Raw genomic sequence first — 25566 nt, forward strand, 5'->3', positions numbered from 1 at the left:
AAGCCGCCGGACGACGACGGACAACACCGAATGCCGCCCGACGAGGACCAGCACCACGGCGACCAGCGGGCCGTACTGTCTCGTAACGAGTAGGTCGGAACCTCTGCCCCCTCGCTCCTGTCGGTGTGGGGCACACAGGGGGCACAAGGCACTGTCAAACGTCGTCAACCAGCCACCAACAATGGCAGTCCGAGAGCCCCGTGAGCAGGTGTCACCGGCCGTCCCCGCTGGTGGCGGGACAGCGGCTCTGAGTTCCGCTTCAACTCCCCTAGCCACCGGGTCACCCGGCAAAGGCTGGCGGGCCGTTGCCATGATGGGCACCGTGAAGATCGACCGAACGACCGCGATCGTCCTCGTGGGGGCTGGGACGGGTAGCGTCGCCGCCTTGGTCCTGTCGTTGGCCGCGATCTCGGCAGCAACGTACGACGTTCCGGTAGGGCAGGAACCTCCGAAGATCACCGACTGGATGCAGGCGTGGGGCAGCATCGGGGGCGTCATTGCCGGCCTGGCCGCTGCAGGCGCCGCAGCGTTCCTGCTGCTACACGAGCGACAGCGAGCCGCAGAGGCCGAGCGGCAACTCGCAGAGGAGCGGGCTGAGGCTGCACTGAACGTGCCCCGCGCAGTGGTCGTGTCCCCGGCTGGCTTCGGCGGTCACGGACATCCCGGCGACCAGTACATCGACGAAGTAGTCCTCACTATCGCCAACTACGGCGGGAACGCGATCCGCAATGTGGCGGCGGTCGCCGCTCTGCCTAATGAGGGACCCCGCATAGTTCTTCGACGCATTCCGGTGATCGGACCAGGTGGAGAACATCGGATCCGTGAGCGTTCTAGGCCGGCGGTTCCGCTCCCCCCAGGCCCATGGACGCTCCCCGAAGTGCCAGCAACCGTCACGGTTTGCTTCATCGACCACACGAACCAGGCGTGGCAGACGTCAAGCGATGGCGAGATATCTCGGACAACAGTGCCCTACCCCGCAGTTGAGGAGGCGCTCAAGTTTGGTGCCGCAGCCTCATCCTGATCCGCTAAGGCCTCGTCATGCGCGCGGCTGGCTGTCGACAGCAACGGGTCAAGACGAGGGCAGCGGCCGGCGGTTCAGCACGGACAGCCGCCCGAGGTCATGGACGGGGACGGACGCCGTCGGACCAAGCGCCCAGAACTTACAAGCGAGGGGTCGAGACTTGGAGACGTCCTCGGCTTACCGAGGAAGCGGGTTGGCGACGTAGACGCCCTTGCCCTGCCGGCCGTCGATCAGGCCCTCTGCTTTGAGCAGGAGCATGGCGGCGCGGATGACGGTGTTGCTGACCTTGTAGTGCTCGCAGAGCGCGGCGAACGAGGGCAGCTTGTCGCCCGGCTTCAACTGGCCGGAGCGGACCTGCTCGCGGATATCCCTGGCGACCTGTAGGTATGCAGCTTCAGACATCGGTGGTGCTCCCAGCTTGGCGGCTGGTGCAAGCAGACCACATCGCGGGCTCGACTTACAACGCTATGTGTCGTAGCTGTTGACCCTGCGCACATTGCGTCCTAAGTTGCTTGTGGGGCTACCCAGCTTGGCGGCCGGGTTGTCCTGCCGTGGGTGCCCTGTCTCCGGACATGGCTGACCGGGTGCCCACGGAACCCAAGCGTCGGCGGGGAGGCGGGATGACCAGACCGAACGATGCAACCGTTCCGAGCGCAGATACCGCGCGAGATAGCGGCTACCACCAGCGTCTGGACAACAGCCGGCGGCGCGTCTCCTACGACGAGTACGTCCTGGCGGCGGCGCTCACTCTTGCCCGCCGGCACCGGCCCCTGTGGTCGTGGCGGCACTGGCGACACGTCTGCCGCTGCGGCGCGACCCTGCCTTGCCGAAGCCGTCACCGCATCCCAATCAACCGCGGGCACTGGCCCAGCCAGGACGGCCGGCGATGACAGCGCATCTCCCGATCAGGCCGGCGTGGACATGCGGCGGCTGCGCGGGGGAGTGGCCCTGCCAGACCCGGCGGCGGGAGCTGCGAGCCGAGTATGACCGCGCGCCGGTCTCGCTGGCCCTCTACCTGGCCGCTCAGCTCGTCGACGCCGCCCAGGACCTAGCCCACGTCCCTGCCGGCCACGTTTACCACCGCTTCCTCGGCTGGACCCGATGAGCATCCTGCGACCCGGCGACGAGAAGTTCCACTACAGCGACGGCTCCCACAAGTGGATCCCAGCCGACCCGGACTACGACCAGGAGGTCTGGGACGAGCAGGTCCGCCAGCACAAGCAAGGCCACCTCAGGAACGAGCGTCCGAGGGTCCGCATTCAGCGCCTCGCGTGATGCCAGCAGTACAGCAGCGAAGTACAGCAACCGTGCCAACCGAACCGGGCCGAGAAGCGCCTCAGCAGGCCGTTTGACCTCGCATCGAGCCCGGTCCGACCAGCTCGCCGAGAGTTCACACCGAAGAGGTCACCCACGTTCGGGAGGTGGCCTTTCTGCTGTCGTACGGTGCTACGGAAGCGGTGGTTCCGTGCAGCTCTAGCTGCGCGTCTCGGCGTCGGTCGAATCTCACGCTCCTGTGCTCCACATTGCCCGGCCATGCTTGGCCCGACTATGGGGCGGGGCTCTCGGCGAGTCCGGTGCAGGCGTGCAGGCCCGCGTACTTTCGGCGGATCCGGGCCGCGTCGTCCCCGCCGGCGGGTTCGGGTCGGCCGGTGCGTCGGGAGATCGTCGCGGGCACCAGTTCCGTCTTCGAGACCGCCGATCCGTCGAGGGTCACCTGTAGCACCCCCGTGTCGTTGCTGTACGCGTCGTCGCGCCACCACACGAAGTTGCCGAGCCCGTACTGGACGAAGGTCCTGCCGAGCCACCCGTCGCCGAGCAGGAGGTGGGCGTGGGTGCCGACCACCATCGTGGCGCCCGCCCGGGCCATCTCGCCGGCGAACGCGCGAGCCTCGTCGGGTGGACACGCGTCGCCCTCCGTACCCCAGTGAACGTAGACGACGACCACGTCGGCCTGCTGTCGGGCGGCCTGAACTGCGGCGACGGCGCGGGGTAGATCTCTGGTCATCGCGATGCCGGCCCGGGTTTCTGTGGCCCTCCACTGCGACCACAGCTCGTCGACCTGGCTGAACCCGAGTACGGCGATTCTGGTGCCGCGCATCTTGGTGATCCACGGCCGGTAGGCCGCCGCAGCGTCGGCGCCCGCCCCGACGGCCGGCACCCCGGCGGCCCTGGCCGCATCCACGGTGTCGGCCAGCCCGGTCCGCCCGTAGTCCAGCGCGTGGTTGTTCGCGATCGACACGACGTCGATGCCGGCGGCCTTCACCGCGTTGTACGCGCTTGCCGGCGCCCGGAAGTGGAACTCCTTCGGCTCAGGAGCGCCCCGCGTGGTGACCGCCGTTTCCAGGTTGACCATCGCCAGGTCCGCGGCCGACAGGGTTGACGAGATCGACCCGAACGCGGTCGCCGGGTCGTCCAGCAGATCACGCGTACGGTCGGTGAAGTGCACGTCGCCTGCGAACGCCAAGGTGATCTTGGCGGGCTGGGACGGGGACGCCGCCGGCGCGGAACGGGTGGGCGCACCGGCCGGTGGGGTCCGGGCGGCCTCGCACGCCGTCGGCGTCAGAGTCGCTGCCAGCGCGACGAAGGAACGTGCCCATTTCACTCAGCGCAGCGTACGGAAGCCCGCCCCACCCTAGGCCTACTTCGCCAGGATTGCCCTCGGCCTGACCTGCGTGTTGTCGGGCCGAGATGGCAAGGTAGGCGAAACCTGGGCGACAGTTGCTGGCCGGCACCCGACATGTCGGGTACCGGCCAGCAGCAGATCCAGTCATGGGCGATAGCTGACCCGGTCCTGCCGGGGCAGAACTCCGTGTACGGACGAACCGGCTCAGGTCAGGCGACGAAGCGACGACGCCGTTGCGCGCGAAGCAGCACGAGGCCGACCATGATGAGACCACCGCCCACGGCAGTGAGCTTGCCGAGCGTCGGTCCGGAGATTGCCGCGCCGGTCACCGGCAGGCTGGGGCTGGGTGTCCCGCCGCTCGCCGGGCAGGTCTGCGCCAGGTCGAATGTTCCGTCGGTGCCCGTGATCACCGCCGTGGCATTGGTGAGGGCGAACGGATTCACGAACTCGCCGGTCGAGGACAGGCCGGCTGGCGTCCTGATCCACGCCCGGTTGCCGACGATCGCGCGGTCATCGGCGGGCATGGTCGTGATGTTCTCCGTGACGGGGCCACCCTCCGTGGCGAACTCGATGGTCAGTGAGGTGAAGTTGCCCTGCTGCGCGGCCGGCAGGGCGAAGACCCAGACGTCCTCGGCCTGGAAGGGGCCACCACCGAGGTTTGGGTCGCACCTGTGAGCGCCGAATGCGGCCGCCGTCGTGCCGGTGTCCGCCGGATCGATCTTGATCGTCGTGCCACCCCCACCCCACGCTGGTGCGGCAGACCCAAGGCCAATCACGGCGGCCAGCATGGCGGCCCCGGCAAAGCGGGCAAATGATGGTCTGGTCACTAAATCCCCCCAGATGGCGTATTGTTTTTGATACCTCGTGAAGTGGGGCGCGACCCGATGCCAGGCAACCACGGCTGGCGGCTGTAGATTGTCAGAATCCAGCTTTTCCCTAGAGGGCCAGAGGGCCGTGATAAGCCATCTGCGAGCTGCGGCTTCCGAAAAAGTTCTCTTGGCCCAACCGAAGTGGCCCCTGCAGGCGCGGGTCTGCGGGACAAGAGACGGTGCCTGCCGATCAGCCGCCGCCGGCGTCGCGTCCTGAGACGACCGGGAGCGGGTTGGGAGCAACCGGGTGCACTGGACGGCGTTGAACAGCGCCCAACAGCACTGAACGGCACTCAAGTTCACCCGCCCCTGACCCGCGCGTTCCGCTTTCGCAGGTCAGAGTCGGTGCAGCGTCATGCTTCACACCGAAGAGGTCACTGGTTCGATCCCAGTATCGCCCACCATTGGAATAGCGCAGATGAGGCACGCTCGGTCGAGGGTGCCTCTTGCTAATTCCATCGTCAGTCGTCGTTGGTCGTCAGCGGATCGTCAGCGAACGCCTCAGTCGCGTACGACTGCCGTGGTCGTGGAAGCGCAGTCCGCCCGGCGCCATCTTCGCCACGTGTGACACCGCTTCTCGCTCGGTGGTGAACTCCGCCGACCACTCGACGCCCTCGGTGTCGACCCAGGCCGCACGCCACTTGAAGTGCCCCAGCCGATTCACGGTCCTGAGCAGTCCGGCGCGGGCCAGGGACGGCCTCCAGACGCGAGCCCGGAACAGCGTCCGGCGCAGCGGACCACCGGACGAGTCGGTGAAGACCTCACCGCGGGTGCCAGCCGGGAACGCCTCGCGGTGGGCGGTCAGCAGGTCGACGGCGAAGTCCGGCATCGGGAGCAAGGCAGTCGGGCCAGCAAAGGCCCGGCTGCCTTTGTGTGCGGGCGAGAGCAGCGAGCGCGGTTTGCGGCGGCCAGGTCGTGTCAGCGCGTTGATCGCGGCGTGAGCGGACGACGTCGACAGAGCCCGGAAACCCCGAACTTACCGATCGAACTCCCAGTCGTCGAGCCGCGCGTGGATCGGGATCATGTTGATGTGCAGGTTAGTGAAGCCCTCGGACTCGAGTCGAGATAGGCACGCCTCCGCAGCATGGAGCGAGAAGAACGCGCCAAGTTGGCGAAGGCCTTCGCCGCGCTCGTCTGTTTCCTCGACCACATAGGTCAACTCAGGGCTGCGGTATCCCTTTGGAAGGATCATCACCAAGGACTGCCAGGTGCGGAGGTGCCACCGTCCAACTCGCAGACGCACGCGACGGATGCCTTGTATCTCGATCGCAAACACAGACAGAGCATATGCGCGCTCATCGGCTACTTGTTTCATTGACCTACGACCGTGGGCCGGCCAGGCTTCGGTCGAGGCGCCCGGGCTGTCGCTCTCTCATCGGCTGCCCACGCTGGGTGTGTGGTTCTCATCTGGCCTGCGCAGTCCCGGGCGCCGGCCAGCGGTGGCACGCTCTTGATGAGCCAACCCGGGGGCGGCAAGGGGTTTGCGAGCCAGTGCCAACCGGCGCCCTGACGCTACGGGCTGCAGACCCTCGCGTCTGACTCCAGTAGACAAGTCAGGGGTTTGCTCTGCTCGAAGTAGCGTTGCCCTCCCGGCTCGACGAACCAGATGGATCGAGCAATTCCGGCGCCGAGCGGCCCCGTCCCCGATCGGGGACGGGGCCGCCGCGTTTCGGTGCCGCCGCGCGTTGCCGCAGTGCCCGGCGAAGCTGTCAGTCGAGCCGTCGTTCGATCGGCAGGCGTGACCGCGTGAGCAGACCGACGCCGAGCATGCCGACCAGCGGCACCACGGCCAGTGCACCGAGGACGGTCCACGGGACGACGATGGGGTACGGGTCTCCGCTGGGCCAGCTCCGCAGGTAGGTCTGGTTGATCGCGGTGAGGATGACGGCGCCTGCCATGAGCCCGACGGTCATGCCGAGCAGGGACCCGACGCCGGCGATCGTGCCGGACTGGCTCAGCGATAGCTTCCGGCGCACGATCGGGCTGGCGCCGACGGCGGCCAGGATCGACAGGTCCGGTCGGCTGTCGGCGGCGGTGAGCCCGGTCGCGATGCCGACCGCGCCGAGGGTGATCAGCCCGGCCGCCACCGTCAGGATGATCAGGACCGGGTCGTCCGACGTCGCGGGGCCCCGCTCCACCCTGACGTGCAGGCCCGGGGAGAGGGCGCTGACCTCGGCGCGGAACCTGTCCTCTGTCGCCGTGTCGGGAGTCGACGTGGCGATCACGAAGCCCCACTGGTGTGCGATGAGCCCGGAGCGGGCCAGCGCCGCCGGCGAGATGATCGTCCGGTCCGACGGGATTCCGGTGGTGAGGGCGTACCCCGGCAGCTTGAGAGCGGCTGGCTGTTTGGCCCCTTTCAACGGTCCTCCCGGCTTCGGCACCGCGGGTGGGCGCACCGTCACCGTTCCGTCCACCACGTAGCGGGCATCGGTGACGACCAGGCCGCCGGCCCGCAGCGTGGCGACGGCCCGGGAGAGGTCGTCGCCATGGGCTCCCGTGAGGGGCGCCACCGCGCTGCCGTCGTCGACGACAAGGGGAGCGTAGCTACGTGAGTACGTCGCCCGGGACAAGCGACAGCGGGCGTCGGCGCGGGCGTCGCGCTGCTCCTGGGAGGTGAGGGGCCGTTGTGTGCCGAGGAAGGGACACTCTCGCTGCGGCGGAAGCACCACCTCCACGGAGGGGTTGGGGCACTCGCCGGGCTCCCAGCCACGACAACCGGGGACCCGGATCTCGGTTACCTGGGAGGCGGGCAGGGCACGGTTGGCGATCGCCGCGAGCCGGTCGGCCCGGATCGACGGCTGATCCCGTCGGAGCGGATTCACCACGGTCACGTAACCGGCTGGCGTGTCCGGGCGATAGGTCGCCACTGACCGGGCGTCGCTGCTGTTCTGGTAGACGCCCAGGCAGATGGTTCCGGCCACCGCGGCCATCACGGCGGAGATCGCGGGGGCGGTCGCGGCCCGGTTGCGGCCGGCGTCGCGGAGCGCGAGCCGCGGCGTCAGCGGTAGGTGCTGGCCGAGCCGGGCGAGCAGGCCCACCAGGGCCGGGGTGCAGAGCACCAGGCCGAGTTGGGCCAGCACCAGCCCGGCCAGCAGCAGGTTCGTCGTCACGTGGACCGCGGCGTACGCCGCCAGCCCGACACCGCCGGCGGCGAGCGCCAGCCCGACGGCCACCCACCGCCGCCGAGACCGCGTCACGCCCCGACGTCCGCTCAGCGCGACGACCACGTTCTGCCGCGCCGCCACGATCGCGGGCACCAGCGCCGCCGCCACCCCGGTCAGTACGGCCAGCCCGGCGACAGCGAGTAGGGCGAGGGGGAAGAAGCGGTACCCGCCGGCCCGCGCGTGGGCCAGGTGCTCCTCCACGAGCGGACGCCCGGCGACCGCCAGGAGCGCGCCCAGCAGGATCCCGGCGGCGGCCCCGATCAGGCCCAGCACCACGCCGTCCGCGAGCACGATCCGGCGCAGGTGGGCGGGACTGCCGCCGTTGGCGGCGACCAGAGCGAGGTCGCGTTGGCGGCGCCGCGCACCGATGGCGAACGCCGGCCCGGCCAGCAGCACGATCTGCATGGCACCGAGCCCGCCGAGCAGTACGCCGACGCCGACCGACCGGGCATCCACCTCCGACTGGGAGTCCTGCGGCACCGACGGCGGGTCGAGCAGCACCACCCGGGAGATCACCGTGATGCCCTCGGTGTTCAGCTTCCTAACCTGGTCCCAGCCGATCGGGGCCGGGGCGTCGACCAGCCACGCGCTCGGGGGATCGCTGCGGGCGGCCGGGGGTAGCACGATGACCTCGCCGAGGTCGTCCGGAATCTCGACGACCCCGACCACAGTGAACCGCCGCGACCCCTCGGCCAGTTCGACCGTCCCGCCGAGGGCCACACCGAGCCGGCGCAAGGCGGCCTCGCTGGCGGTCACCTCGGTCGCGCTGGTTGGCGCACGTCCCGTCCGTAGGCGCGCCATCCCCTCGGTGACCGGGTCCGCCAGGTCCAGCCCGTACGACGGGATGGGGCCGAGGCCGTCGGCCGTGCGCCAGTCCCACTTCTGTTCGTTCCAGACCGGGACGACCCGGCTGCTGGACGGCAGGGCGGTGGTCACCTCGGCGGTGGTCGCCGGTTCGTGGTCGGCGGTGGCGCTGCGGTGGAAGCCGGTGGCGGCGAGGAGGTCGCCATCGGGACTCTGCTCGATGGCGCCGACGTAGTCCCAGGTCAGCCTGGCGTCGGCGGCGCCGAGTGTGCGTTGCAGCCGCTCGGCGGCGGTGAGCCGGAACATGTCGTAGGACGCGGCGGCGAAGCTGAGCGCCAGCACGGGCGTCGCGATCAGCGCCACCACCAGCGCGCTGCGTCCCTTGGCCCGGCGGCATTCGCGCCACGAGATGCGCAGCGCGGTACGCCAGGAGGTCAGGGCGTCCGACAGGCGGTTTGGTCGCCGGGTCATCGGGCCGTCCCGTCCAGCAGTCGCTCGGGCCGGTCCAGTGGCCCCGACCTGGCGGTGACCACGCCGTCCTGCATGAACACCACCCGATCGGCCCAGGCCGCGTGTCGCGCCTCGTGGGTGACCAGTATGGCGGCGGCCCCGGCGTCCACCCGGGCGCGGAGCACCCGCAACACCGCCTCGCCGGTCTGCGAGTCGAGCGCCCCGGTCGGCTCGTCGGCGAGGACCAGCCGGCGCCGGCCGATCAGGGCGCGCGCGATCGCCACCCGCTGCTGCTGGCCGCCGGAGAGTTCGTCGGGGAAGCGCTTGGCGAGGTCGGTCATGCCCACCTCGGAGAGGGCGGCGGCGGCGCGCCGGCGGGCCTGCCGTACGGAGCTGCCGTCCAACTCGAGTGGCAGCGCGACGTTCTCCACCGTGGTGAGGCCGGGCAGCAGGTTGAGGTGTTGGAACACGTAGCCGATCGAGCGTCGGCGCAGCGCGGCGAGCCGTCCACGGTCGAGCGTGTCCAGCCGTTCGCCCTCGACCCATACCTCGCCCTGGGTCGGGCGGTCCAGCCCGCCGGCGAGGTTGAGCAGGGTCGACTTACCGGAACCCGAGGGCCCCATGACGCCGACGAGTTCGCCGGGGCGTACGGCGATACTGACACCACCGAGCGCGGTCACCGCCGCGTCGCCCGTGCCGTGCCTCCGGAACGCGTTACGGATCTCCAGCACGTTCACCGGGCCGACTCCAACAGTGGGGTGGCGGGCGCGGCTTGCGCCAGCGTCGAAGCCGATGGGCGCAATCCGGGGACGTTCGGTCGGCGGGCGGACCGGGCATGAGGGCAGAGGTTCACACCTACTGAGTATGCATACCGGGTATGTAGAACGCAATGATGGAAGCCGGTGTGAACAGTGGCTCGATCCACCGAGCAGCCGAACGTCCAGATCAGACCTGAGCACTTCCATCGCGGCCAGCGCGCGCCCGCGCCAGTCCGCCATTTCCATAAACTATGAATATAAAGATGCTATGCTTCGAGCGTGAGTCGTCAAGACACCGCTCCTGCCGCGTCCGCCGCCATCGGGGCAGCCCTCTACGGCCTGGCCACCAGGGCCGCGAGACGCCTGCCCCGGGACATGAGCCTGACGTCCGCCGCCACCCTGGCCACCCTGGACCGGACCGGCCCGCGGCGCATCACCGATCTGGCCGCGGTCGAGGGCGTCACCCAGCCCGCGATGACCGCCCTGGTCCGGGTGATGGAGGAGTCGGGCCTGGTCGAGCGGCGGGGCGACGCGTCCGACAAGCGGGTCACGCTGGTGTGCCTGACCGAGGCCGGCGCCTCCTATGTCCGGACGCGGCGCCAGGCGGGCGTCCACGCGTTCGAGCGGTTGATCGGCGCGCTCACCGGCGACGAGGTCGAGGCGCTGGTGGCGGCCCTTCCGGCGCTGAAGCATCTGGCAGAGCTCGAAAGCCAGGACCGCGAAGGACCGAAGCAGTGACCGGGCAGCCGGTCGGCAGGTCGGTGAAGGCGTTCCCGGTGGCGCGTTCCGAGGCGCGGCTGCTGGTCCCCGCCCTGGTGTTCATCGCTCTGGTCGTGGCGGCGGTCGCCAGCCTCGGGACGCCGCTCATCACCAGCGTGGCGACCTCGTTCCACGTCTCGCTCGGCAGCGCGCAGTGGACGCTGACCGTCGCGCTGCTCAGCGGCGCCGTCGCCACGCCGGTCCTGGGCCGGCTCGGAGCAGGCCCGCACCGGCGGGCCACGATCCTCGCCACGCTGGCGGTCGTCGTCGCCGGCAGCGCGCTCACCGTGCTGCCGCTGCCGTTCGCGTGGCTGCTGGCCGGCAGGGCCGCCCAGGGCATCGGGCTCGGGCTGACGGCGCTGATGATGGGCGTGGCCCGGGACCACCTCCCCGAGGAGCGCAGCGCGGCCGTGATCGCCCTGATCTCGGTGGTCTCGATCATCGGGGCCGGCGTCGGCTACCCGCTGGCCGCACTGCTCGCCGAGCTCGGCGGGGTACGGGCCGCCTACGGCCTCGGCCTGGTCGTCACCGCCGCCGCCCTCCTGACCGCGTGGCGCTCCATGCCCGAAGCCCCCGAAGGCCGCTCCGCCCACGTGGACGTGGCAGGCGCGGTCGTCCTGGCCGCTGCGCTGCTCCTGGTGCTGTTCCTCGCGGGCGAACGGAACCTGTGGAGCCGGCACCTCGCCGTGGCGGCGGGCATCGCCGTCGTCGCGGTGGTGCTGCTGTGCGTCTGGGCCGTCATCGAGCTGCGCAGCACGACGCCCCTGGTCGATGTGCGGGCGGTGCGGCACCCGGCGGTCGCCGGGGCGAACCTCGCCATGTTCGTCGGCGGGATCGGCATGTACCTCCTGCTCACGCTCATCACCCGGTACGCGCAGACGCCGCACGGCGCCGGCTACGGCTTCGGGCTGACGACCTTCGTCGCCGGGCTGGTCCTCATCCCGTTCTCGGTGCTGGGGTTCGTCGCCGGCAAGCTCACGCCGCGGGTCCGGACGCGGATCGCCGACCCCCTGCTCCTGGCCGGCAGCGCCGTCGTGGTCGGCGGCGGGTTCGCCCTGTTCGCGGCGGCCCGGTCGGACCTGGCCGAACTGTTCGCGGCGATGGGCGTGCTCGGCTTCGGCGTCGGCGGCTTCTCGGCCGCGATGCCCGGCGTCATCCTGGCCGTCACCCCCAAGAGCGAGACGTCGAGCGCCATGAGCTTCAACTACGTCGTCCGCAGCGTCGGGTACTCCCTGGGCAGCGCCATCGGCGGCCTGATCCTCGCCGCTGGCACCGGGCCCGGCCACCTCTTCCCCGACGACAGCGCCTACACCACTGCGGCGCTCGTCGGCATCGGCGCGATGGCGATCACGACGCTGACAAGCCTCGCTCTCGCCCGCCGACGCTCGTCCGAGACCAACCCGTAGGTCAGATGCACTCATCCCGACACTGGAGGTTCCATGCCCAAGGGCTACTGGGTCAGCGTCTACCGCACCATTTCAGACCCTGAGAAGCTGGCTGCTTACAACAAGCTGGCCGGTCCGGCCGTCAAGGCCGGGGGCGGTCGGACCCTCGTCCGTGGCGGTCGGGTCGTGGCGCATGACGCCGGAATTGCCGAGCGCACCGTCCTGGTCGAGTTCGACAGCTTCGAGCAGGCCGTCGCGGCGCACGAGAGTGCGGCCTACCAGGAGGCGCTGGTCGCCCTCTCCGACGGCGTCGAGCGCGACTTCCGCATCGTCGAAGGCATCGACTGACCGAGGTCCAGAGAGTACGACAGCGGCCTGCCGCCGGTGTCCTGTCTCAGGACCTGCGTGACAGGTCGGTACCAGGACCTGGGTGACACTCCGCCAACCCGCTCGTGTCTCAGCTAGAGATGGGTTCGACCGCATCCCCTAGTGCGATACGACCAGGGCGTTCGACTGTGGCCCACACGCCAAAGGTCATGTCGTGGTGATCGGCGACAGTTCTCAGGAGATGCCCGTGCTCCGGGGCGTCCTCCTGAGCGAGGTCGATCATGACGCATCGAGTAAGCCGCTGGCGTGGTCTCAAGACGACATCGGAACCGATGCGAACAGCTCTTCCGAGCCATCCGTCTTCAGGGAAGTCGCTTCCCGGCACATCGACAAGCAGGTTGGCGCGGAACCGCAACGGCTCAACCGGCTCCCCCAGGAGATCATGGAGTCGTCGCAGGGCGGCGGTGCTGATCAGGCTTACCGGTCCCTCGTCGTGGTGCATGACCTCAGCCTGACGCTCGATCGTGACGCGACGGGCGAGCACCTTGCTGACAGCCTCATGCCCTGCTGCTGCATCGGCGGCGAAGCGGTGTCCGTCGGGCAGCTCGACGAGCGGCACCGGATCACCGAAATGCCCGCGGAGCGTGAACAGGCCCGGCATCCGTCGGAAGCGACGGGTGTTCTTCCCGCTGCCCAGCTTCCCGTCTGCGTCCCGCACGGCCCACAAACGGTCACCAACTAATCCCCGCTGGTCGACCTCCACGGCGGCGAGCTGCTCGCCGAGTAGCGACTTGATCGGATACCGGCGGATCTCGGCTAGCTCCATCGGCGTCACTGTAGGTGGCCGGACGAAGGACGGCTGGCCGCTGCCGGCCGATTGATTTCGTACAAGAGCGACAGCTGACGGTACGCCAATATGGGGGCATCCCAGAGCAGAGGAGCGCCCCATGGGCAAAGTAGTCATGTACAGCTCGGTGTCGGTGGACGGCTTCGTCGCGGACGAGAATGACCAGCCCGGACCGCTGTTCGACTGGTTGTCCAGCGGTGACGTGCCGTTGGACTCCAGCGGCGAGGTGACGGTGTCGCAGACGTCCTACGACTACACCCGGCCGTACTGGGACCAGATCGGCGCGACAATCGTCGGCCGCCACGTCTTCGACATGACGGACGGCTGGGACGGGAAGCCTCCGGGCGGGGTAGACCACGTGGTCGTCGTGACGCACCGGCCGAAGCCCGAGGGCTGGGACCCCGAGGCGCCGTTCCACTTCGTCGACGGCGTCGACGCAGCCGTGGCCAAGGCGCAGGAGCTTGCGGGTGACCGCATAGTCGAGGTCGCGGCTGGCGACGTCGGTGGCCAGGTACTTGCCGCAGGCCTGGTCGACGAGGTGCGCATGGACGTCGTACCCGTCGTGTTCGGGTCCGGCAAGCGCTACTTCGGGTCGGTCCACGCGCAGCACCTGTTGGAGGATCCGGACGTGGTGATTCCGGGCAACCGGGTGCTTCACCTGCGCTATCGGGTGCGCCGTTGACCGATCCGAGCGGGTACGCGAAGAAGTCCACTGCGAACGGTGACACGTCGGCTCTCCTGACCGCCAACTTGCTGCTTTACTATGGTACTAGGAAAGCAGAAAGGGCTACCGTGTTCGTCTTCCGGCTCGACACCCACTCCGGCGTGCCGCCGTACCTGCAACTCGTCCAGCAGGTCCGCCAGGCGGTGCTGCTGGGCTTTCTCCAACCCGGTGACCGCCTCCCGCTCATCCGCGAGGTGGTCGAGGACCTGGCGATCAATCCGAACACCGTCGCCAAGGCGTACCGGCAGATGGAGCAGGAGAGCCTGGTCACCGGCCGGCCCGGCCAGGGCACGTTCGTCACTGAACAGCAGTCGGCCGCGATGTCGGCATCGACGTACACGTCGCTGCGCCGCGGCCTGACGACCTGGCTGCGCCGCGCCTACGGGGCCGGCCTCGACGAGCAGGCGGTCAACGCGCTTTTTACCTCCGTCCACCAGCAGACGAGGAATGAGGACGTGGCGTGACAGCGACCGAGTTCGCGCTGCGCACCGACGGTGTGGGCAAGCGCTACCGGAAGGGCTGGGCGCTGCGCGACTGCAGCCTGGCCCTGCCGGCAGGCGGCGTGATCGCCCTGGTCGGGCCGAACGGCGCGGGCAAGACCACGCTGCTGCGCCTGGTCGTCGGGTTGCTGGCACCGAGCACCGGCACGGTGGAGGTCCTCGGCCACGACGTCACCGCCAGCACCCCGCAAACCCTGTCCCGGGTCGGGTTCCTGGCCCAGGACCACCCCCTGTACAAGCGCTTCACCGTCGCCGAGATGCTCCGCTTCGGCCGGGCCTGCAACCTGCGGTTCGACCAGGGGCTGGCCGAGCGCCGGCTGGCGAAGCTGGGCATCCCGCTCGACCGCAGGGCCGGTACGCTCTCCGGCGGGCAGCAGGCCCAGGTCGCGTTGGCTCTGGCCCTGGCGAAGCGGCCGGACCTGCTTGTCCTCGACGAGCCGGTGGCCAGCCTCGACCCGCTGGCCCGGCACGAGTTCCTGCAGGTCCTCATGGGCGCGGTGGCCGAAGGCGGGGTGACCGTCCTGTTCTCCTCCCACGTCGTGCACGAGCTGGAGCGCGTCTGCGACCACCTGGTCGTGCTCAACCACGGCCGGGTCACGCTCACCGGTGCCATCGACACCCTCCTCGCCGAGCACCGGCTGCTCGTCGGCCCGCGCACGGCCACCGACCTCGACCGGGCCGGCACCGTCGTGGAGGCCGTCCACAGCGACCGGCACACGACCCTGCTGGTACGCGACGGCGCGATCCCGGCCGCGCCTGGGTGGCAGGCCCAGCCGGTCGCGCTGGAGGACCTGGTGCTGGCGTACCTGCGCCGGCCGTCCGAGCCGAGCGCCGCGGTCACGTCGGGGGTGGCGGCATGGCGTGGTTGATCTGGCGCCAGCACCGGACCGAGGTCTGCGTCCTGGGTCTGCTTGTCGGCATGTTCGGCATTGCCCTGCTCGTGCTCGGGACGCAGGCCCACGACCTGTTCCCCGGCGGTCCCGCCCGGTGTGCGGGAGAGGCCGGTATCAACGAGGCCTGCGCGGCCTCCTTCCGCCGGCTCGACGAGGAGTACGGGTACGTCGAGAACCTCCTGGCGGGCTTCTATCTGGTCCCCGTCGTCATCGGTGCGTTCCTCGGTGCGCCACTGCTCGCGCGCGAACTGGAGGACGGCACCTGGCAGCTCGCCTGGACGCAGGCCGTGCCGCGGATGCGCTGGCTGGCGGCCAAGCTCGCGGCACTGGCCGGCGTCACCGTCACGCTCACCGGGATGTTCACCGCGGTGCTCACCTGGTTCCGGCAGCCATTCGACGCGTGGGAAGGGCGGTTCCAGTACGACGCCTTCGACCTGGAGGGACTTGTTCCGGTGGCGTACGCGCTGTTCGCGTTCGGCGTCGCCACCGCCGCGGGGGCGATCCTGCGGCGCAGCCTGCCCGCGTTCGGCGTCGCGTTCGGGGCGTTCCTCGCCGCCCGGATGTCGGTGGCGCTGTTGGCCCGTCCCGCGTACGCCACGCCGCTCACCACCATGGAGCCGGTCCCCGTCGGCGGCTCGAAGGACCAGGCGGGGCACTGGCCCGTGCCCAGCTTCGCTGACTGGATGATCGAACACGGCTACGCGGACGCCACCGGGCGCAGGCTGAGCTGGACCGAGTACTACGAGCTGGAGGGCGCCGCCAACCGGGCCGGCGCCAACCTCAACCAGTTCCTGCACGCGCGGGGCATCCAGCAGTTCGGGGTCTACCACCCGGCCGACCGGTTCTGGACGTTCCAGCTCATCGAGGCGGCCCTGTTCATCGCCGTCGCGGCGGTCCTGATCGGGGTGGTGGTGTGGCGGGTACGGCGCCGCATGATCTAGTGCCCTGACCACAAACGTTCACGGTGTTGGTTGACACGCTGTTCGGCTTGTCGGCCGGGCGGCGTGTCGACGTTCACGCTGTGTGGATGGCAGAGCTGGCCGTCTTGCCTTAGCGGTGATTTCCGTCGAGCGTCGGTAGCAGCGGGTAGCGGCACCTCAACCCGCCGTGACTGCTGTCGACCAATCAGGCTCGGCGCTGCTGGAGACGGATGTCATTGGCGGCCGACCACTGAACCACACCGGTGTTCCGTCGGCGAGCAGTGCGCCGAGTTCAGGACGGCTTCGGCGCCGGCGCTCCGCCCGGCTGTCGACGAGTTCGTCCGACAAATTCGCTACTCGGCGGCCGGAGCGCAGTGATACACAACCGAGGTGCAAAACATTGTGAAGTTCCCCGAGGTCCTGCGGATGATCGAAGACCGCTCGGCCGCGTTCCGCGCCGCGATCGCGTCCGCCCCCGACCTTGACGTCCAGGTCCCGACCTGCCCGGACTGGACGCTGCGCGAACTGGCGCAGCACCTCGGCGACGGCCGCCGCCGCCAGGCCGCCATCATCGCGGCGGGCCCGGGCGCTGAGCCCCCGGCGAGGACGGACCCGAAGGGCGCCCCGACCGCGCCCCGGGACCGCGAAGCCCTGGACGCCTGGCTCGCCGAGTCGACCGAGCTCATGCTCGACGTGATGCGCGAGGCCGGCCCGGACCGCGGCTGCTGGACCTGGTGGGGCCGCTCGCAGGCCCCGGAGACCAGCGGAGCCGTGGCCCGGCACCAGATCCAGGAGATCGCCGTCCACACCTACGACGCCCAGCTCACCCAGGGGGCCGCACAGCCGCTGCCGACGGACGTCGCGGTCGAGGGCGTCGACGAGTTCCTGACGACCGTCTCGGCGACGACCGTCCCCTGGCCGTTCAAGCCGGCGACCATCGACCTGCACACGACCGAGGGCCGCTCCTGGCGCCTGACCCTCAACGCCGACGGCGTCCGTTGCGACGACCTCGCCGCCGACGCGGAGCCGGGCGACATGGCGATGCGAGGCGCAGCGAGCGAACTGGTCCTCTACTTCTACGCGCGCGTCCCGCTCGACGGCCTGGAGACCACCGGCGACACCGAGCCGATGGAGCAGCTCGCAGACTGGGACCCGAACGCGTAAGACCCGCACGTGTGACGCATCTGTCGGTGGTGCGCGCGCTCCTGCGGGCGCCACTGGGCCCGGGGTTAGCGCAGGGCCTCGTGGCCGATGCGGATCACCCGGCCGTGCACCCCTGCGCTGGAACTCGGTTGCCGCCTGTGTTGGTGCTCCCCGGCGCACGATCCGTTGGTAACTGCTGGCCCTCCTGGTCGGTCAGCCTCCTGATCTCGACCAGCTCCGCCACGACGCCCCCACACCCGTCGGATGTCCGTCTCATCCAAACCGGTTCCGGCCCCGCCGCCAACCCGGTAAACGTTGCCGGTCAGAGCACTAGCCGGGTGGTGACGGCGGGTCGGGCGGGCGCCCGCGGGCGCGGGCTTCCTCGGATATGGCGATCCCGGTCAGGACGAGGGCAGCGGCGGCGGCGACCACGACTGGCTGCAGGGGGAGCATCGCCGGCGCCAGGGCGGCCAGCGCAAGGACGCCGATCGGCCGGGACCGGGACACGCGGCCGAATACCGCGTGCTCGAAGCGGGCGCGCCCGACCAGGTACAGCGCTGGTCCGCCGAGGATGACGGCGATCCAGGCCGGTGGGGTGTGCCCGAGTGGATGGGCGATGACAAGTTCGGCGCCGACGGCTGCGGCGGCCACGCCGGCCACCATGGCCAGGTGGGCGTACGACGCCCATCGGGCGAGGCGGACCGGGTCGGTCGACGCGGCAATCGCTTCCGCCAGGACCTGCCCGGCGCGGTAGATGTAGATCCGCCACAGCAGCACGGTGGTCGCGATCGACACTGCGAAGGCGGCAGCCGCGTCCGGCGCGAAGCCGCTGCTGCTCAGCGCCAGACCGGTAACCAGGATCAGCTCGCCGAGCGCGATGATGAAGAACTGCCGGTAGCGCTCGGACAGGTGCTCGCCCGAGATCACCAGGTCCTGGCTTGGCGTATGGCCCGCCCTCGGGGTGGGGAAGCCGATTCTGCCTGCCGTGTGGTCCAGGACCACCGCGAGGGCCCACAACGCGCCACGCGCCGTACCGTGCACGAGCGCCCCCGCGATCCACGGCAGTGCCGACAGGCTGTACCAGAACAGCCCCCGGGCGACGTGGCGCTGCAGTTCGTGGCCACGGAGAGCGACCATGAGGACGAGCCCGCGGCTGAGCTGGACGGCGACGTAGGCGCCCGCGAAGATCAGGCCCGTGTCGCCGAATGCCTCGGGCACCGCCGCCGCCATCACCAGGCTGCCGACCATGGTCGCGATGACGAGCGCCTGGATGACCGGTCGTTGCGGGTCCGTGCGGTCGGTCAGCCACGCGGTGCTGGACCAGACCCACCACATGGCCGCCAACAGCACCAGCGTCCGGAAGACGCCGCTCCAGCCGAGATCGTCGGCCAGGCCGCGCGAGAGCTGAGCGAGCGCGAGGACAAACACCAGGTCGAAGAAGAGTTCCAGGAACGTGGCGCGCTGTGGACCCCCGGGTCTCCGCAGCAGCTCGGCCGCCCTGCTCGTCGTCATCCGCTCGCCCGTTCTACCAGCCTTGCCCATCTTGTGGCATTTTGCCACTGCGTCAGCGGTCGTGGCCGCGGACGTGGTCAGCGTTCGCGAGGTCGGCCGGCCCGAGGACCGGGCTCCGTCCACGCCCGATCCCCGGGTCACCGCCCCGCGCCTCAGGTCAGGTCGATACGAGGACCCGCGTCGTCAACCGCGGCCACGCAACTCATGCGCCAACGTGCGGGTCTCCCTCGATCAGTCGCCGTCGGGATGTCACCATCGCCTGTCAGCCTGGCGGAGCATGTCGTCCTGTTCGGCGTCGGGCATGAGCTCCCTGACCTCCTGCGCGCAGCGGCACGTGACGGCGATCTTGGCAGCCCACGCCAACGCTTCCTCGCGGGAGGCCACGTCGACGACCGCGAACCCGCCGATGACCTCCTTGGTTTCCGGGTAAGGGCCGTCGGTGACCATCCCGTCCGTGGCCACAACGCTCGCCTGCTGCCTTTCCAGCCCGGCGCCGAACACCCACACGCCGGCGTTCACGGCCTCCTGGACCACCGCGTGCGAGGCCTTGGCCACGTCGGGCATCTCCTCGCCGGGGATGTGGTCCATCGCGCCGTCATTGAACGAGATCAGGTAACGCGTCATCCCATGACTCCCTTGTCCTGTCGGCCTTCTCCGGCCGCCTCTCACCTGTTCTACGAACGACTCGCTCCGGATCCGACGCTATGCCAGGAGAACTTTCCGCGTGACCCCCGCCGCTCGGCGCCTGCGCGGTAGGCCGCCCACTCGCCGGTCCACAGGGCGAGGTCGGGTACCCAGCTCTCGGTGCTCTGCCGGGCTTTGGCCGACCACTTCGCGCGTTCCTTGACCGAAGTCGTCCAAGACCTCGCGGTCGGTCACGCTCCACGCGGCGGACTGGGCCAGCCATTCTTCTGCCTCGCCGGCGCTGTGGCCACTGCCGATCAGCCCGGAGATGGGCAACGCGGCGGCCACGGAGTGGTCGATGTCGGCCGCGAGGGGAGCGAGGTTGCGCGCCTCCACCGCCGTGTATTCGGCCAGGGATCCGTTGCGGGTCCAGTCGGTCAGTCCGAACACCCGCTGGCCCACGGTGAGCGGGCCGCTGCTTGAGCCCACTTCACCAACCTCATCGGTACGCTGCTGAGCCCGCGTCGCGTCAGCTGGGCCAGGGCGAGCCGGCGATGCGCTGAACCGTCGTCACCCGCTGGAATCCGGGGATGAAGTGTTCGAGCACGTCGGAGTTCACGGTGCCGTTCGTTGTTTCGGGCCGGTTCTTCAGCCCGTCGACGTAGGTCCGCAGAAACTCGTTCTTGAAATCGCCTCGCGGATGGACGGCGAGGATGTCGTCCAGCTGATCCTGCTCCAGTCCGTCCAGGCCGAAGCCGAGCACGTCGGTCAGGACACCGAGGTACGTGGTCGCGATTTCCGGGGCCATCCGGTCGGGGATGCCCGGCGTGGTGTGCAGCGCGATCGCCGTCCACACGGTCTCCGCGGCGGCCGTCGAGAAACCCCGGTCCAGGAGGAACGAGCGCGCGTGGTCGGCCCCGTCGACTTCGAAGCGCTGCTCGACGTCGGAAAAGGGAGTCAGAAGGCCGGTGTCGTGGAACATGGCCGCCAGATAGAGCAGCTCCGGGTCCGGTTTCACGCCGAGCTTCCGGGCGTGGATCAGGCTGAAGAAGAAGACCCGTCGGGAGTGATGGTAGATGAGAGGACTGGTCGTTTCCTGGATGCGCCTGGTCGTTTCCGCGACCGCCGCCGTCTCGGGAACTTCCAGCCCCGCGATGACCTCTGGCATGATCTCTGACCTTCCCTGAAGAGTGTGGCCGGCGTCCATGCTGCCCACCGATCGTCGTACGGCGCCGCCTTCGTCCGGCCAGGAAACCCTCATATCTGGACAGGCCCAGCCGGGCTTGATCAGCTGAAGATCACGGAGTTCGCCTTCCTGCAACGGTGGCGTGCTACCAATAGGCGGTGCCCACACCTCCCGTTCCGGCGACCGGACGGCGGTCAGAGCCGGGGTCGGGCCAGACCGCGCGCCGGGGGAACCGGCGCGGTGAATGCCGGCCCTCATCGCGTCGCGGTCTTCGTCTACGACGGAGTGACATTGCTGGACGTCGCCGGTCCCGCGGAGGTGTTCAAGGAGGCGAACCGGTTCGGTGCCGACTACCGGATCGTGCTGCTGTCGCCGACCGGCGCGGACGTCACGTCGAACCTCGGGGTCCGGATCGCGGTCGACGGCGCCGTCTCCTCGGCGCCGGCGTCCGACACGTTGCTGGTGGCCGGGTCCGACCGCTATCCGCGCGCTGGTGTGCCGGCCGACCTGGCGGACGCCGCACGGATACCGGCGGCCGTGGCCGGTCGGGTCGCGTCGATCTGCACCGGCGCGTTCGTCCTCGCCGCCGCGGGCCTTCTCGACGGCAAGCGCGCGACCACCCACTGGCAGGTGGCGCACGAGCTTGCCGCCCGGCACCCGACGTGCCGCGTCGAGCCTGACGCGATCTACGTTCGCGACGGCACGACGTACACGTCGGCAGGGGTGACGGCCGGTATCGACCTGGCGCTCGCTCTCGTCGAAGAGGACCAGGGGCCCGGCGTGGCGCGCAGGTCGCCCGCGCCCTGGTGGTGTACATGCAGCGTGCGGGCGGGCAGTCGCAGTTCTCGGCACCGCTGCAGGGACCACCGCCCCGGTCGGCGGCTCTCCGTAAGATCACCGACCTGGTGACGGCGAACCCCCGCGGGGACCACTCGCTCGGCGAACTCGCGAGACACCTCAACGTGAGCACGCGGCACCTCAGCCGGCTCTTCCACGACGAGCTGTCCACGACACCGGCCCGCTACGTGGAGAGCATCCGATTCGACCTGGCCAGGGCGCTGCTCGACCAGGGACACAACGCGACTCAGGCCGCGACGCGCGCCGGGTTCCCCAGCTACGAGAGAGCCCTGATCGAGCTTGAACGACAGACCGTCGGGGTGGACTGAACGCGTATCGAGCTGTTTCCGCCGGCCTGCCCCAGGTCGTCCCGGCCGCGCGCTGTCTCCGGTTCCGGCTCCTGGCGGGCGGGCATAACGGCCGGTCCGGCGGGCACTCACCTGCGGAATGCCAGAAGTCGAAAGCGTGCACCACGCCAAGGCCGCACTGCAACGCGCATCTCGACAACTGACATCTGCGTCTGCGGGTCATCGGATGGCGCTCCTGCAACGGCGGCGACATGTGCTGTGACCGGGCGGGTGGAGCGGAAAGCTTCGCGGGCCCGGCGCGAGGGAGGAATCAGGGCATGACGGCAACCAACCAGAGCCGGCCTCCAGGCGGCGGCACGGGGGAGCAGGCCCGGCAGCAGGCGTCCCGGGTCGGGCAGCACGCCATGCAGACGGGTGGCCAGGTGGCGCACGCCGCCACCGAGCAGGGCGGGCAGGTGGCCGCCGAGGCGGCGCAGCAGGCGCGGAACCTGACCGGGCAGGCCACCACGCAACTGCGGGACCAGGCTCGGACGCAGCAGCACCGGGCCGCCGACGGTTTGCGCGACCTCGGCCGTGAGCTGGGCTCGATGGCCGAGCAGAGCGGCGAGTCCGGCATGGCCGGCGAGGCCGTCCGCCGGGCGGCCGACGCGGCGCAGCGCGCCGCCGGATGGCTCGACCAGCGGGAGCCGGGCGACGTCCTGGACGAGGTGCGAGGGTACGCCCGGCAGCATCCCGGAACGTTCCTCGCCGGCGCGGTGGTGGCGGGCCTGCTGGTCGGCCGGCTCACGAGAAACATGACCGGCTCCGACGGGTCGGGCTCCGGCGCCCAGCCGGCCCAGCCGGCGTCGCCGTCGTCCGAGCGGGCGGTCGAGGCGCCGCACATCGGAGACCAGCCCTACACCGGGGTGGCCCGGGCGCAGAACGTGTCGCCGGCCGGCCGGCCGGAGCCGGAAATCCCGGGCGGGGTGGCACCGTGAGCGCCCCGGAGAAGGAACGGACGCAGTCCTCCGTCGGCGAGCTGCTGGGCGACGTGACCCGGGATCTCTCCACACTGGTCCGCAAAGAGGTCGAGCTGGCCAAGGCGGAGCTGCGCGAGGAGGCGACCCAGGCCGGCAAGGCCGGCGGCATGTTCGGCGGGGCGGCGCTGGCCGGTTTCCTGGCCGTGCTGTTCGTGTCGTACGCGGTGTGGTGGGGTCTGTCGAACGTCATGGATGAGGGATGGGCCGCACTGATCGTGGCGGTCGTCTGGGCGGTTGCCGCCGCCATCCTGCTCGCCAACGCGCGGACCAAGATGCAGCAACTCCGTGCGGTCCTGCCCCGGACGAAACAGACCGCGCGGGAGATGCCGCAGGCCATGCGAGGACGGTGACCGAGCCAGAGGGGAGCGGATCATGTCCAACGATCCGGATCGGATCCGATCAGAGATCGAGAGCACCCGGAGCGACTTGAGCAGCGACGTGGATGCGCTGACCGACAAGATGAACCCGCGTCGGATCGCCGGTGAGCGTGTCGGGCAGGCTCGCGGCGCGCTGACCCGAGCCAGGGAGAAGGTGATGGGCGCGCAGACGGACGGGCACGGTGCCGGCCAGCGGATGTCGCAGGCTGCCGGTTCGGTCCGCGAGGGGACGCGATCGCTCGGGCACCAGTCCCGCGCGCAGGCGCAGAGCGCTGCCGGCATGGTCCGGGACGAGGCGCGGTCGCTCGGGCAGCAGTCCCGGGCGCAGACCCAGGGCAACCCGCTCGCGGCCGGCCTGATCGCCTTCGGCGCCGGACTGCTGGTGTCCTCCCTGATCCCGCCCAGCCGCCCGGAGCGGCAGTGGGCCGGACAGGCCCGGGGCATGGTCCAGGAGCACTCCGCCGGGCTGCGCGAGCAGGCGAGCCAGGTCGGTAACCAGCTCCGGGACGACCTGCGCGAGCCCGCGCAGCAGGCGGCCCAGTCGGTGCGGTCCACCGCCGCCGAGGGCGCGTCCGCCGTCCGCGACCAGGGCCGATCGGCCGCACACCAGGTTCAGGAGGACACCCGGAACGCCGCCGGGGAGGTCCGGCACCGCTAGATCGGCGTGGCCGTTCGGGCTCTGGCCCGCCGTCACCATGGTCTGCTGCCTGTCTGGCAGCAGACCATGCTCGTTTGGGGCGGGGAGGGGCCGACGGGTACGCAGGTTTTGCCGCACCAGGCCCTGGGTCAGAGGAGCCGCACATGCTATGGACGGGGGCGTGCTCGACCCTGCGCGGCGGGGCCGTCCGACCCGCGCGGGACCTCGCCGGCAGCCGCGGCGGCGTAGCTCAGGTCGGCCCCGGGCGGGGTTTTCTTACCGCCCGGGGCCTGACCGGGAACACTCTCGCGAACCGCGTCCCGGCTTCCTCCCGGTATGCCCACCCGGACCGCGTCGATGCGTCCCGTCACGTTCGTCGACGATCATCCGCGCTAGGGTCGGGCGCGCTGCCCTCCCGTCTCCGCGCGGGCACCTGATCGCGCCGGAGGACATCGTGAGGAAGGGAAACCCGTGCCGACCTACCGCCATCCGGGCACCGTCATCACCGACCACAGCTTCCGGGTACCGCTCGACCACGCGGACCCGGCCGGTGAGCGGATCGAGGTGTACGGCCGCGAGGTTGTGGCCGCCGGCCGGGAACGGGAGTCACTGCCCTGGCTGCTGTTCCTCCAGGGCGGGCCGGGCGGCCGGTCACCGCGCCCGGTGGGCCGCGACAGCTGGCTGGACCGGGCGTTGGACGACTACCGGGTGCTGCTGCTCGACCAGCGCGGCACCGGCCGCTCCACGCCCGTCGACCGGCACACGCTGCCGGAGCGGGGTGACGCGGCCGCGCAGGCCGGGTACCTGGCGCACTTCCGGGCCGATTCGATCGTCCGGGACTGCGAGCTGATCCGCCGGGATCTCCTCGGCGAGGCCGGGCGGTGGAGCCTGCTGGGCCAGAGCTACGGCGGCTTCTGCACCCTCACCTACCTGTCGTACGCGCCCGACGGTATCCGCGAGGCCTTCGTGACCGGGGGCCTCCCGGGCCTGCGCAGCACGCCCGAGGCCGTCTACCGAGCCGCCTATCCGCGGGTGCAGCGCAAGGTCGAGGCGCACTACGCCCGCTACCCGGACGACGTCGACACCGTCCGCGCCCTGGTGCGGCACCTGCGGGAGCAGGAGGTACGGCTGCCCGGCGGCGGGCTGCTGACCGCCGAGGCGTTCCAGGCGCTCGGCATCATGCTGGGCACCAGCTGCGGTTCGCACACGCTGCACTACCTGCTCGAGGACAGCGTCCTGCGCGGCGGCCGGCTCTCCGACCCGTTCCTCGCCCAGGTCGAGGGCCACCTGTCGTTCGCCGGCCGCCCGCTCTACGCCGTCCTGCACGAGTCGATCTACGGCCAGCGGTCGGCGTCTCCGCACGGCACGGGATGGGCGGCCCAGTCGGTACGCGCGGAGTTCCCGCGGTTCGACGCCGACCGGGCGCTGGCCGACGGCGTCCCCGTGCTGCTGACCGGCGAGATGATCTATCCGTGGATGTTCGCCACCGACCCGACGCTGGCCCCGCTCGACGAGGTGGCGGACCTGCTCGCCCACCGGGGGGACTGGCCGGACCTCTACGACCCCGCACAACTCGCGCGCAACGAGGTCCCGGTGGCCGCGGCCGTCTACCACGACGACATGTACGTCGACGCCGACGACTCGCTCACCACGGCCCGCGCGGTGCGCGGCCTGCGCACCTGGGTCACGAACGAGTACGAGCACGACGGCCTCCGGGTCAGCGGCGGGCCGGTCCTCGACCGGCTGATCCGGCTGGTCCGCGGCGAACTCTGACGCCGCGAGAGGACCGTCGGGCCGGGCTCGCCGGGCGCGCGTCCGCTGATGCCGACCTGTTGATGAGGCGGAGCCGGACGTGCTCGGGTTGCTCATCGGAAAACGC

At 70.4% G+C, this 25566-nt stretch carries 29 protein-coding genes; 17 read left to right on the forward strand and 12 right to left on the reverse strand.

Annotated elements, in window-relative coordinates:
- Positions 1-322: 322 nt before the first annotated feature.
- Entirely contained in the window at positions 323-1021 is a 699-nt protein-coding gene (locus ABZS80_RS13165; RefSeq protein ID WP_355055910.1) for a hypothetical protein, read from the forward strand.
- Positions 1022-1198: 177 nt separating this feature from the next.
- Here the strand turns inward: ABZS80_RS13165 and ABZS80_RS13170 are convergent, their stop codons facing one another.
- Positions 1199-1423 (reverse strand): winged helix-turn-helix domain-containing protein, encoded by a 225-nt coding sequence (locus tag ABZS80_RS13170; protein ID WP_355055911.1) that lies wholly within the window; start codon positions 1421-1423, stop codon positions 1199-1201.
- 484 nt (positions 1424-1907) lie between these two features.
- Between ABZS80_RS13170 and ABZS80_RS13175 the strand changes: the two genes are divergently transcribed.
- Together ABZS80_RS13175 and ABZS80_RS13180 are read left to right on the forward strand one after the other, a co-directional pair.
- Entirely contained in the window at positions 1908-2126 is a 219-nt protein-coding gene (locus ABZS80_RS13175; RefSeq protein ID WP_355055912.1) for a flavin reductase, read from the forward strand.
- Positions 2123-2296, forward strand: a complete 174-nt coding sequence (locus tag ABZS80_RS13180) for a hypothetical protein (protein WP_355055913.1) — start codon at positions 2123-2125, stop codon at positions 2294-2296. The genes ABZS80_RS13175 and ABZS80_RS13180 overlap by 4 nt, the downstream gene beginning before the upstream one ends.
- A 271-nt stretch (positions 2297-2567) precedes the next feature.
- On the opposite strand, the gene ABZS80_RS13185 is transcribed toward ABZS80_RS13180, so the two are convergent.
- The 6 genes from ABZS80_RS13185 to ABZS80_RS13210 all read right to left on the reverse strand — a co-directional run bounded on the left by ABZS80_RS13185 (position 2568) and on the right by ABZS80_RS13210 (position 9668).
- Positions 2568-3623, reverse strand: a complete 1056-nt coding sequence (locus tag ABZS80_RS13185) for a CapA family protein (protein ID WP_355055914.1) — start codon at positions 3621-3623, stop codon at positions 2568-2570.
- 230 nt (positions 3624-3853) lie between these two features.
- A complete protein-coding gene (locus tag ABZS80_RS13190; RefSeq protein WP_355055915.1) occupies positions 3854-4471 on the reverse strand; it encodes a hypothetical protein in 618 nt (205 codons plus the stop codon).
- A 520-nt stretch (positions 4472-4991) separates the two neighbouring features.
- Positions 4992-5342, reverse strand: coding sequence for a hypothetical protein (locus ABZS80_RS13195; protein ID WP_355055916.1), 351 nt, complete (start codon positions 5340-5342; stop codon positions 4992-4994).
- A 147-nt stretch (positions 5343-5489) separates the two neighbouring features.
- Positions 5490-5789, reverse strand: coding sequence for a hypothetical protein (locus ABZS80_RS13200; protein ID WP_355055917.1), 300 nt, complete (start codon positions 5787-5789; stop codon positions 5490-5492).
- Positions 5790-6222: 433 nt separating this feature from the next.
- Positions 6223-8952: an ABC transporter permease gene (locus tag ABZS80_RS13205; protein WP_355055918.1), complete on the reverse strand. Its 2730-nt coding sequence runs from the start codon at positions 8950-8952 to the stop codon at positions 6223-6225.
- Positions 8949-9668 (reverse strand): ABC transporter ATP-binding protein, encoded by a 720-nt coding sequence (locus ABZS80_RS13210; RefSeq protein WP_355055919.1) that lies wholly within the window; start codon positions 9666-9668, stop codon positions 8949-8951. Before ABZS80_RS13210 ends, ABZS80_RS13205 begins: the two co-directional genes overlap by 4 nt.
- Positions 9669-9968: 300 nt before the next feature.
- On the opposite strand from ABZS80_RS13210, the gene ABZS80_RS13215 reads away from it, so the two are divergent.
- Genes ABZS80_RS13215 through ABZS80_RS13225 form a run of 3 tightly spaced genes read left to right on the forward strand, consistent with a single transcriptional unit; the run spans position 9969 to position 12181 of the window.
- Positions 9969-10427, forward strand: a complete 459-nt coding sequence (locus ABZS80_RS13215; RefSeq protein WP_355055920.1) for a MarR family transcriptional regulator — start codon at positions 9969-9971, stop codon at positions 10425-10427.
- Positions 10424-11854 (forward strand): MFS transporter, encoded by a 1431-nt coding sequence (locus tag ABZS80_RS13220; protein ID WP_355055921.1) that lies wholly within the window; start codon positions 10424-10426, stop codon positions 11852-11854. The genes ABZS80_RS13215 and ABZS80_RS13220 overlap by 4 nt, the downstream gene beginning before the upstream one ends.
- Positions 11855-11887: 33 nt before the next feature.
- Entirely contained in the window at positions 11888-12181 is a 294-nt protein-coding gene (locus ABZS80_RS13225) for a DUF1330 domain-containing protein (RefSeq protein WP_091261879.1), read from the forward strand.
- A 109-nt stretch (positions 12182-12290) separates the two neighbouring features.
- Here ABZS80_RS13225 and ABZS80_RS13230 read toward each other — a convergent pair whose 3' ends face one another.
- Entirely contained in the window at positions 12291-12986 is a 696-nt protein-coding gene (locus tag ABZS80_RS13230) for an MOSC domain-containing protein (protein WP_355055922.1), read from the reverse strand.
- A 121-nt stretch (positions 12987-13107) separates the two neighbouring features.
- Between ABZS80_RS13230 and ABZS80_RS13235 the strand changes: the two genes are divergently transcribed.
- The 5 genes from ABZS80_RS13235 to ABZS80_RS13255 all read left to right on the forward strand — a co-directional run bounded on the left by ABZS80_RS13235 (position 13108) and on the right by ABZS80_RS13255 (position 17208).
- Positions 13108-13689 (forward strand): dihydrofolate reductase family protein, encoded by a 582-nt coding sequence (locus ABZS80_RS13235; RefSeq protein ID WP_355055923.1) that lies wholly within the window; start codon positions 13108-13110, stop codon positions 13687-13689.
- A gap of 110 nt (positions 13690-13799) precedes the next feature.
- The gene (locus ABZS80_RS13240) at positions 13800-14195 is read left to right on the forward strand and encodes a GntR family transcriptional regulator (RefSeq protein WP_355056041.1); all 396 of its coding nucleotides are present in this window, start codon (positions 13800-13802) and stop codon (positions 14193-14195) included.
- Positions 14192-15100, forward strand: a complete 909-nt coding sequence (locus ABZS80_RS13245; protein ID WP_355055924.1) for an ABC transporter ATP-binding protein — start codon at positions 14192-14194, stop codon at positions 15098-15100. Before ABZS80_RS13240 ends, ABZS80_RS13245 begins: the two co-directional genes overlap by 4 nt.
- On the forward strand, positions 15088-16065 hold the full coding sequence (locus ABZS80_RS13250) for an ABC transporter permease subunit (protein WP_355055925.1): 978 nt from the start codon (positions 15088-15090) through the stop codon (positions 16063-16065). The genes ABZS80_RS13245 and ABZS80_RS13250 overlap by 13 nt, the downstream gene beginning before the upstream one ends.
- Positions 16066-16434: 369 nt before the next feature.
- Positions 16435-17208 carry a maleylpyruvate isomerase N-terminal domain-containing protein gene (locus tag ABZS80_RS13255; RefSeq protein WP_355055926.1) on the forward strand — a complete coding sequence of 258 codons (774 nt, stop codon included), beginning with the start codon at positions 16435-16437 and terminating at the stop codon, positions 17206-17208.
- Positions 17209-17517: 309 nt separating this feature from the next.
- Here ABZS80_RS13255 and ABZS80_RS13260 read toward each other — a convergent pair whose 3' ends face one another.
- The 4 genes from ABZS80_RS13260 to ABZS80_RS13275 form a co-directional block, all read right to left on the reverse strand.
- A complete protein-coding gene (locus ABZS80_RS13260; RefSeq protein ID WP_355055927.1) occupies positions 17518-18729 on the reverse strand; it encodes a low temperature requirement protein A in 1212 nt (403 codons plus the stop codon).
- Between the two features lie 219 nt (positions 18730-18948).
- Complete coding sequence (locus ABZS80_RS13265; RefSeq protein ID WP_355055928.1) at positions 18949-19323, reverse strand: YciI family protein; 375 nt, start codon at positions 19321-19323, stop codon at positions 18949-18951.
- 78 nt (positions 19324-19401) lie between these two features.
- Positions 19402-19773 carry a hypothetical protein gene (locus ABZS80_RS13270; protein WP_355055929.1) on the reverse strand — a complete coding sequence of 124 codons (372 nt, stop codon included), beginning with the start codon at positions 19771-19773 and terminating at the stop codon, positions 19402-19404.
- Positions 19774-19852: 79 nt separating this feature from the next.
- Complete coding sequence (locus ABZS80_RS13275; protein WP_355055930.1) at positions 19853-20491, reverse strand: HD domain-containing protein; 639 nt, start codon at positions 20489-20491, stop codon at positions 19853-19855.
- 309 nt (positions 20492-20800) lie between these two features.
- On the opposite strand from ABZS80_RS13275, the gene ABZS80_RS13280 reads away from it, so the two are divergent.
- The 6 genes from ABZS80_RS13280 to ABZS80_RS13305 all read left to right on the forward strand — a co-directional run bounded on the left by ABZS80_RS13280 (position 20801) and on the right by ABZS80_RS13305 (position 25460).
- Positions 20801-21418: an AraC family transcriptional regulator gene (locus ABZS80_RS13280; protein ID WP_355055931.1), complete on the forward strand. Its 618-nt coding sequence runs from the start codon at positions 20801-20803 to the stop codon at positions 21416-21418.
- A 53-nt stretch (positions 21419-21471) separates the two neighbouring features.
- Complete coding sequence (locus ABZS80_RS13285; protein WP_355055932.1) at positions 21472-21675, forward strand: helix-turn-helix domain-containing protein; 204 nt, start codon at positions 21472-21474, stop codon at positions 21673-21675.
- A 296-nt stretch (positions 21676-21971) separates the two neighbouring features.
- The gene (locus tag ABZS80_RS13290) at positions 21972-22631 is read left to right on the forward strand and encodes a hypothetical protein (protein WP_355055933.1); all 660 of its coding nucleotides are present in this window, start codon (positions 21972-21974) and stop codon (positions 22629-22631) included.
- Positions 22628-23023 carry a phage holin family protein gene (locus tag ABZS80_RS13295; protein ID WP_151460409.1) on the forward strand — a complete coding sequence of 132 codons (396 nt, stop codon included), beginning with the start codon at positions 22628-22630 and terminating at the stop codon, positions 23021-23023. Before ABZS80_RS13290 ends, ABZS80_RS13295 begins: the two co-directional genes overlap by 4 nt.
- 22 nt (positions 23024-23045) lie before the next feature.
- Entirely contained in the window at positions 23046-23708 is a 663-nt protein-coding gene (locus ABZS80_RS13300; RefSeq protein ID WP_355055934.1) for a DUF3618 domain-containing protein, read from the forward strand.
- A 450-nt stretch (positions 23709-24158) separates the two neighbouring features.
- Complete coding sequence (locus tag ABZS80_RS13305) at positions 24159-25460, forward strand: alpha/beta fold hydrolase (protein WP_355055935.1); 1302 nt, start codon at positions 24159-24161, stop codon at positions 25458-25460.
- The last annotated feature ends 106 nt before the right edge of the window (positions 25461-25566 follow it).

The sequence above is a fragment of the Micromonospora sp. NPDC005305 genome (assembly GCF_040607315.1).
Taxonomy (GTDB): Bacteria; Actinomycetota; Actinomycetes; order Mycobacteriales; family Micromonosporaceae; genus Micromonospora.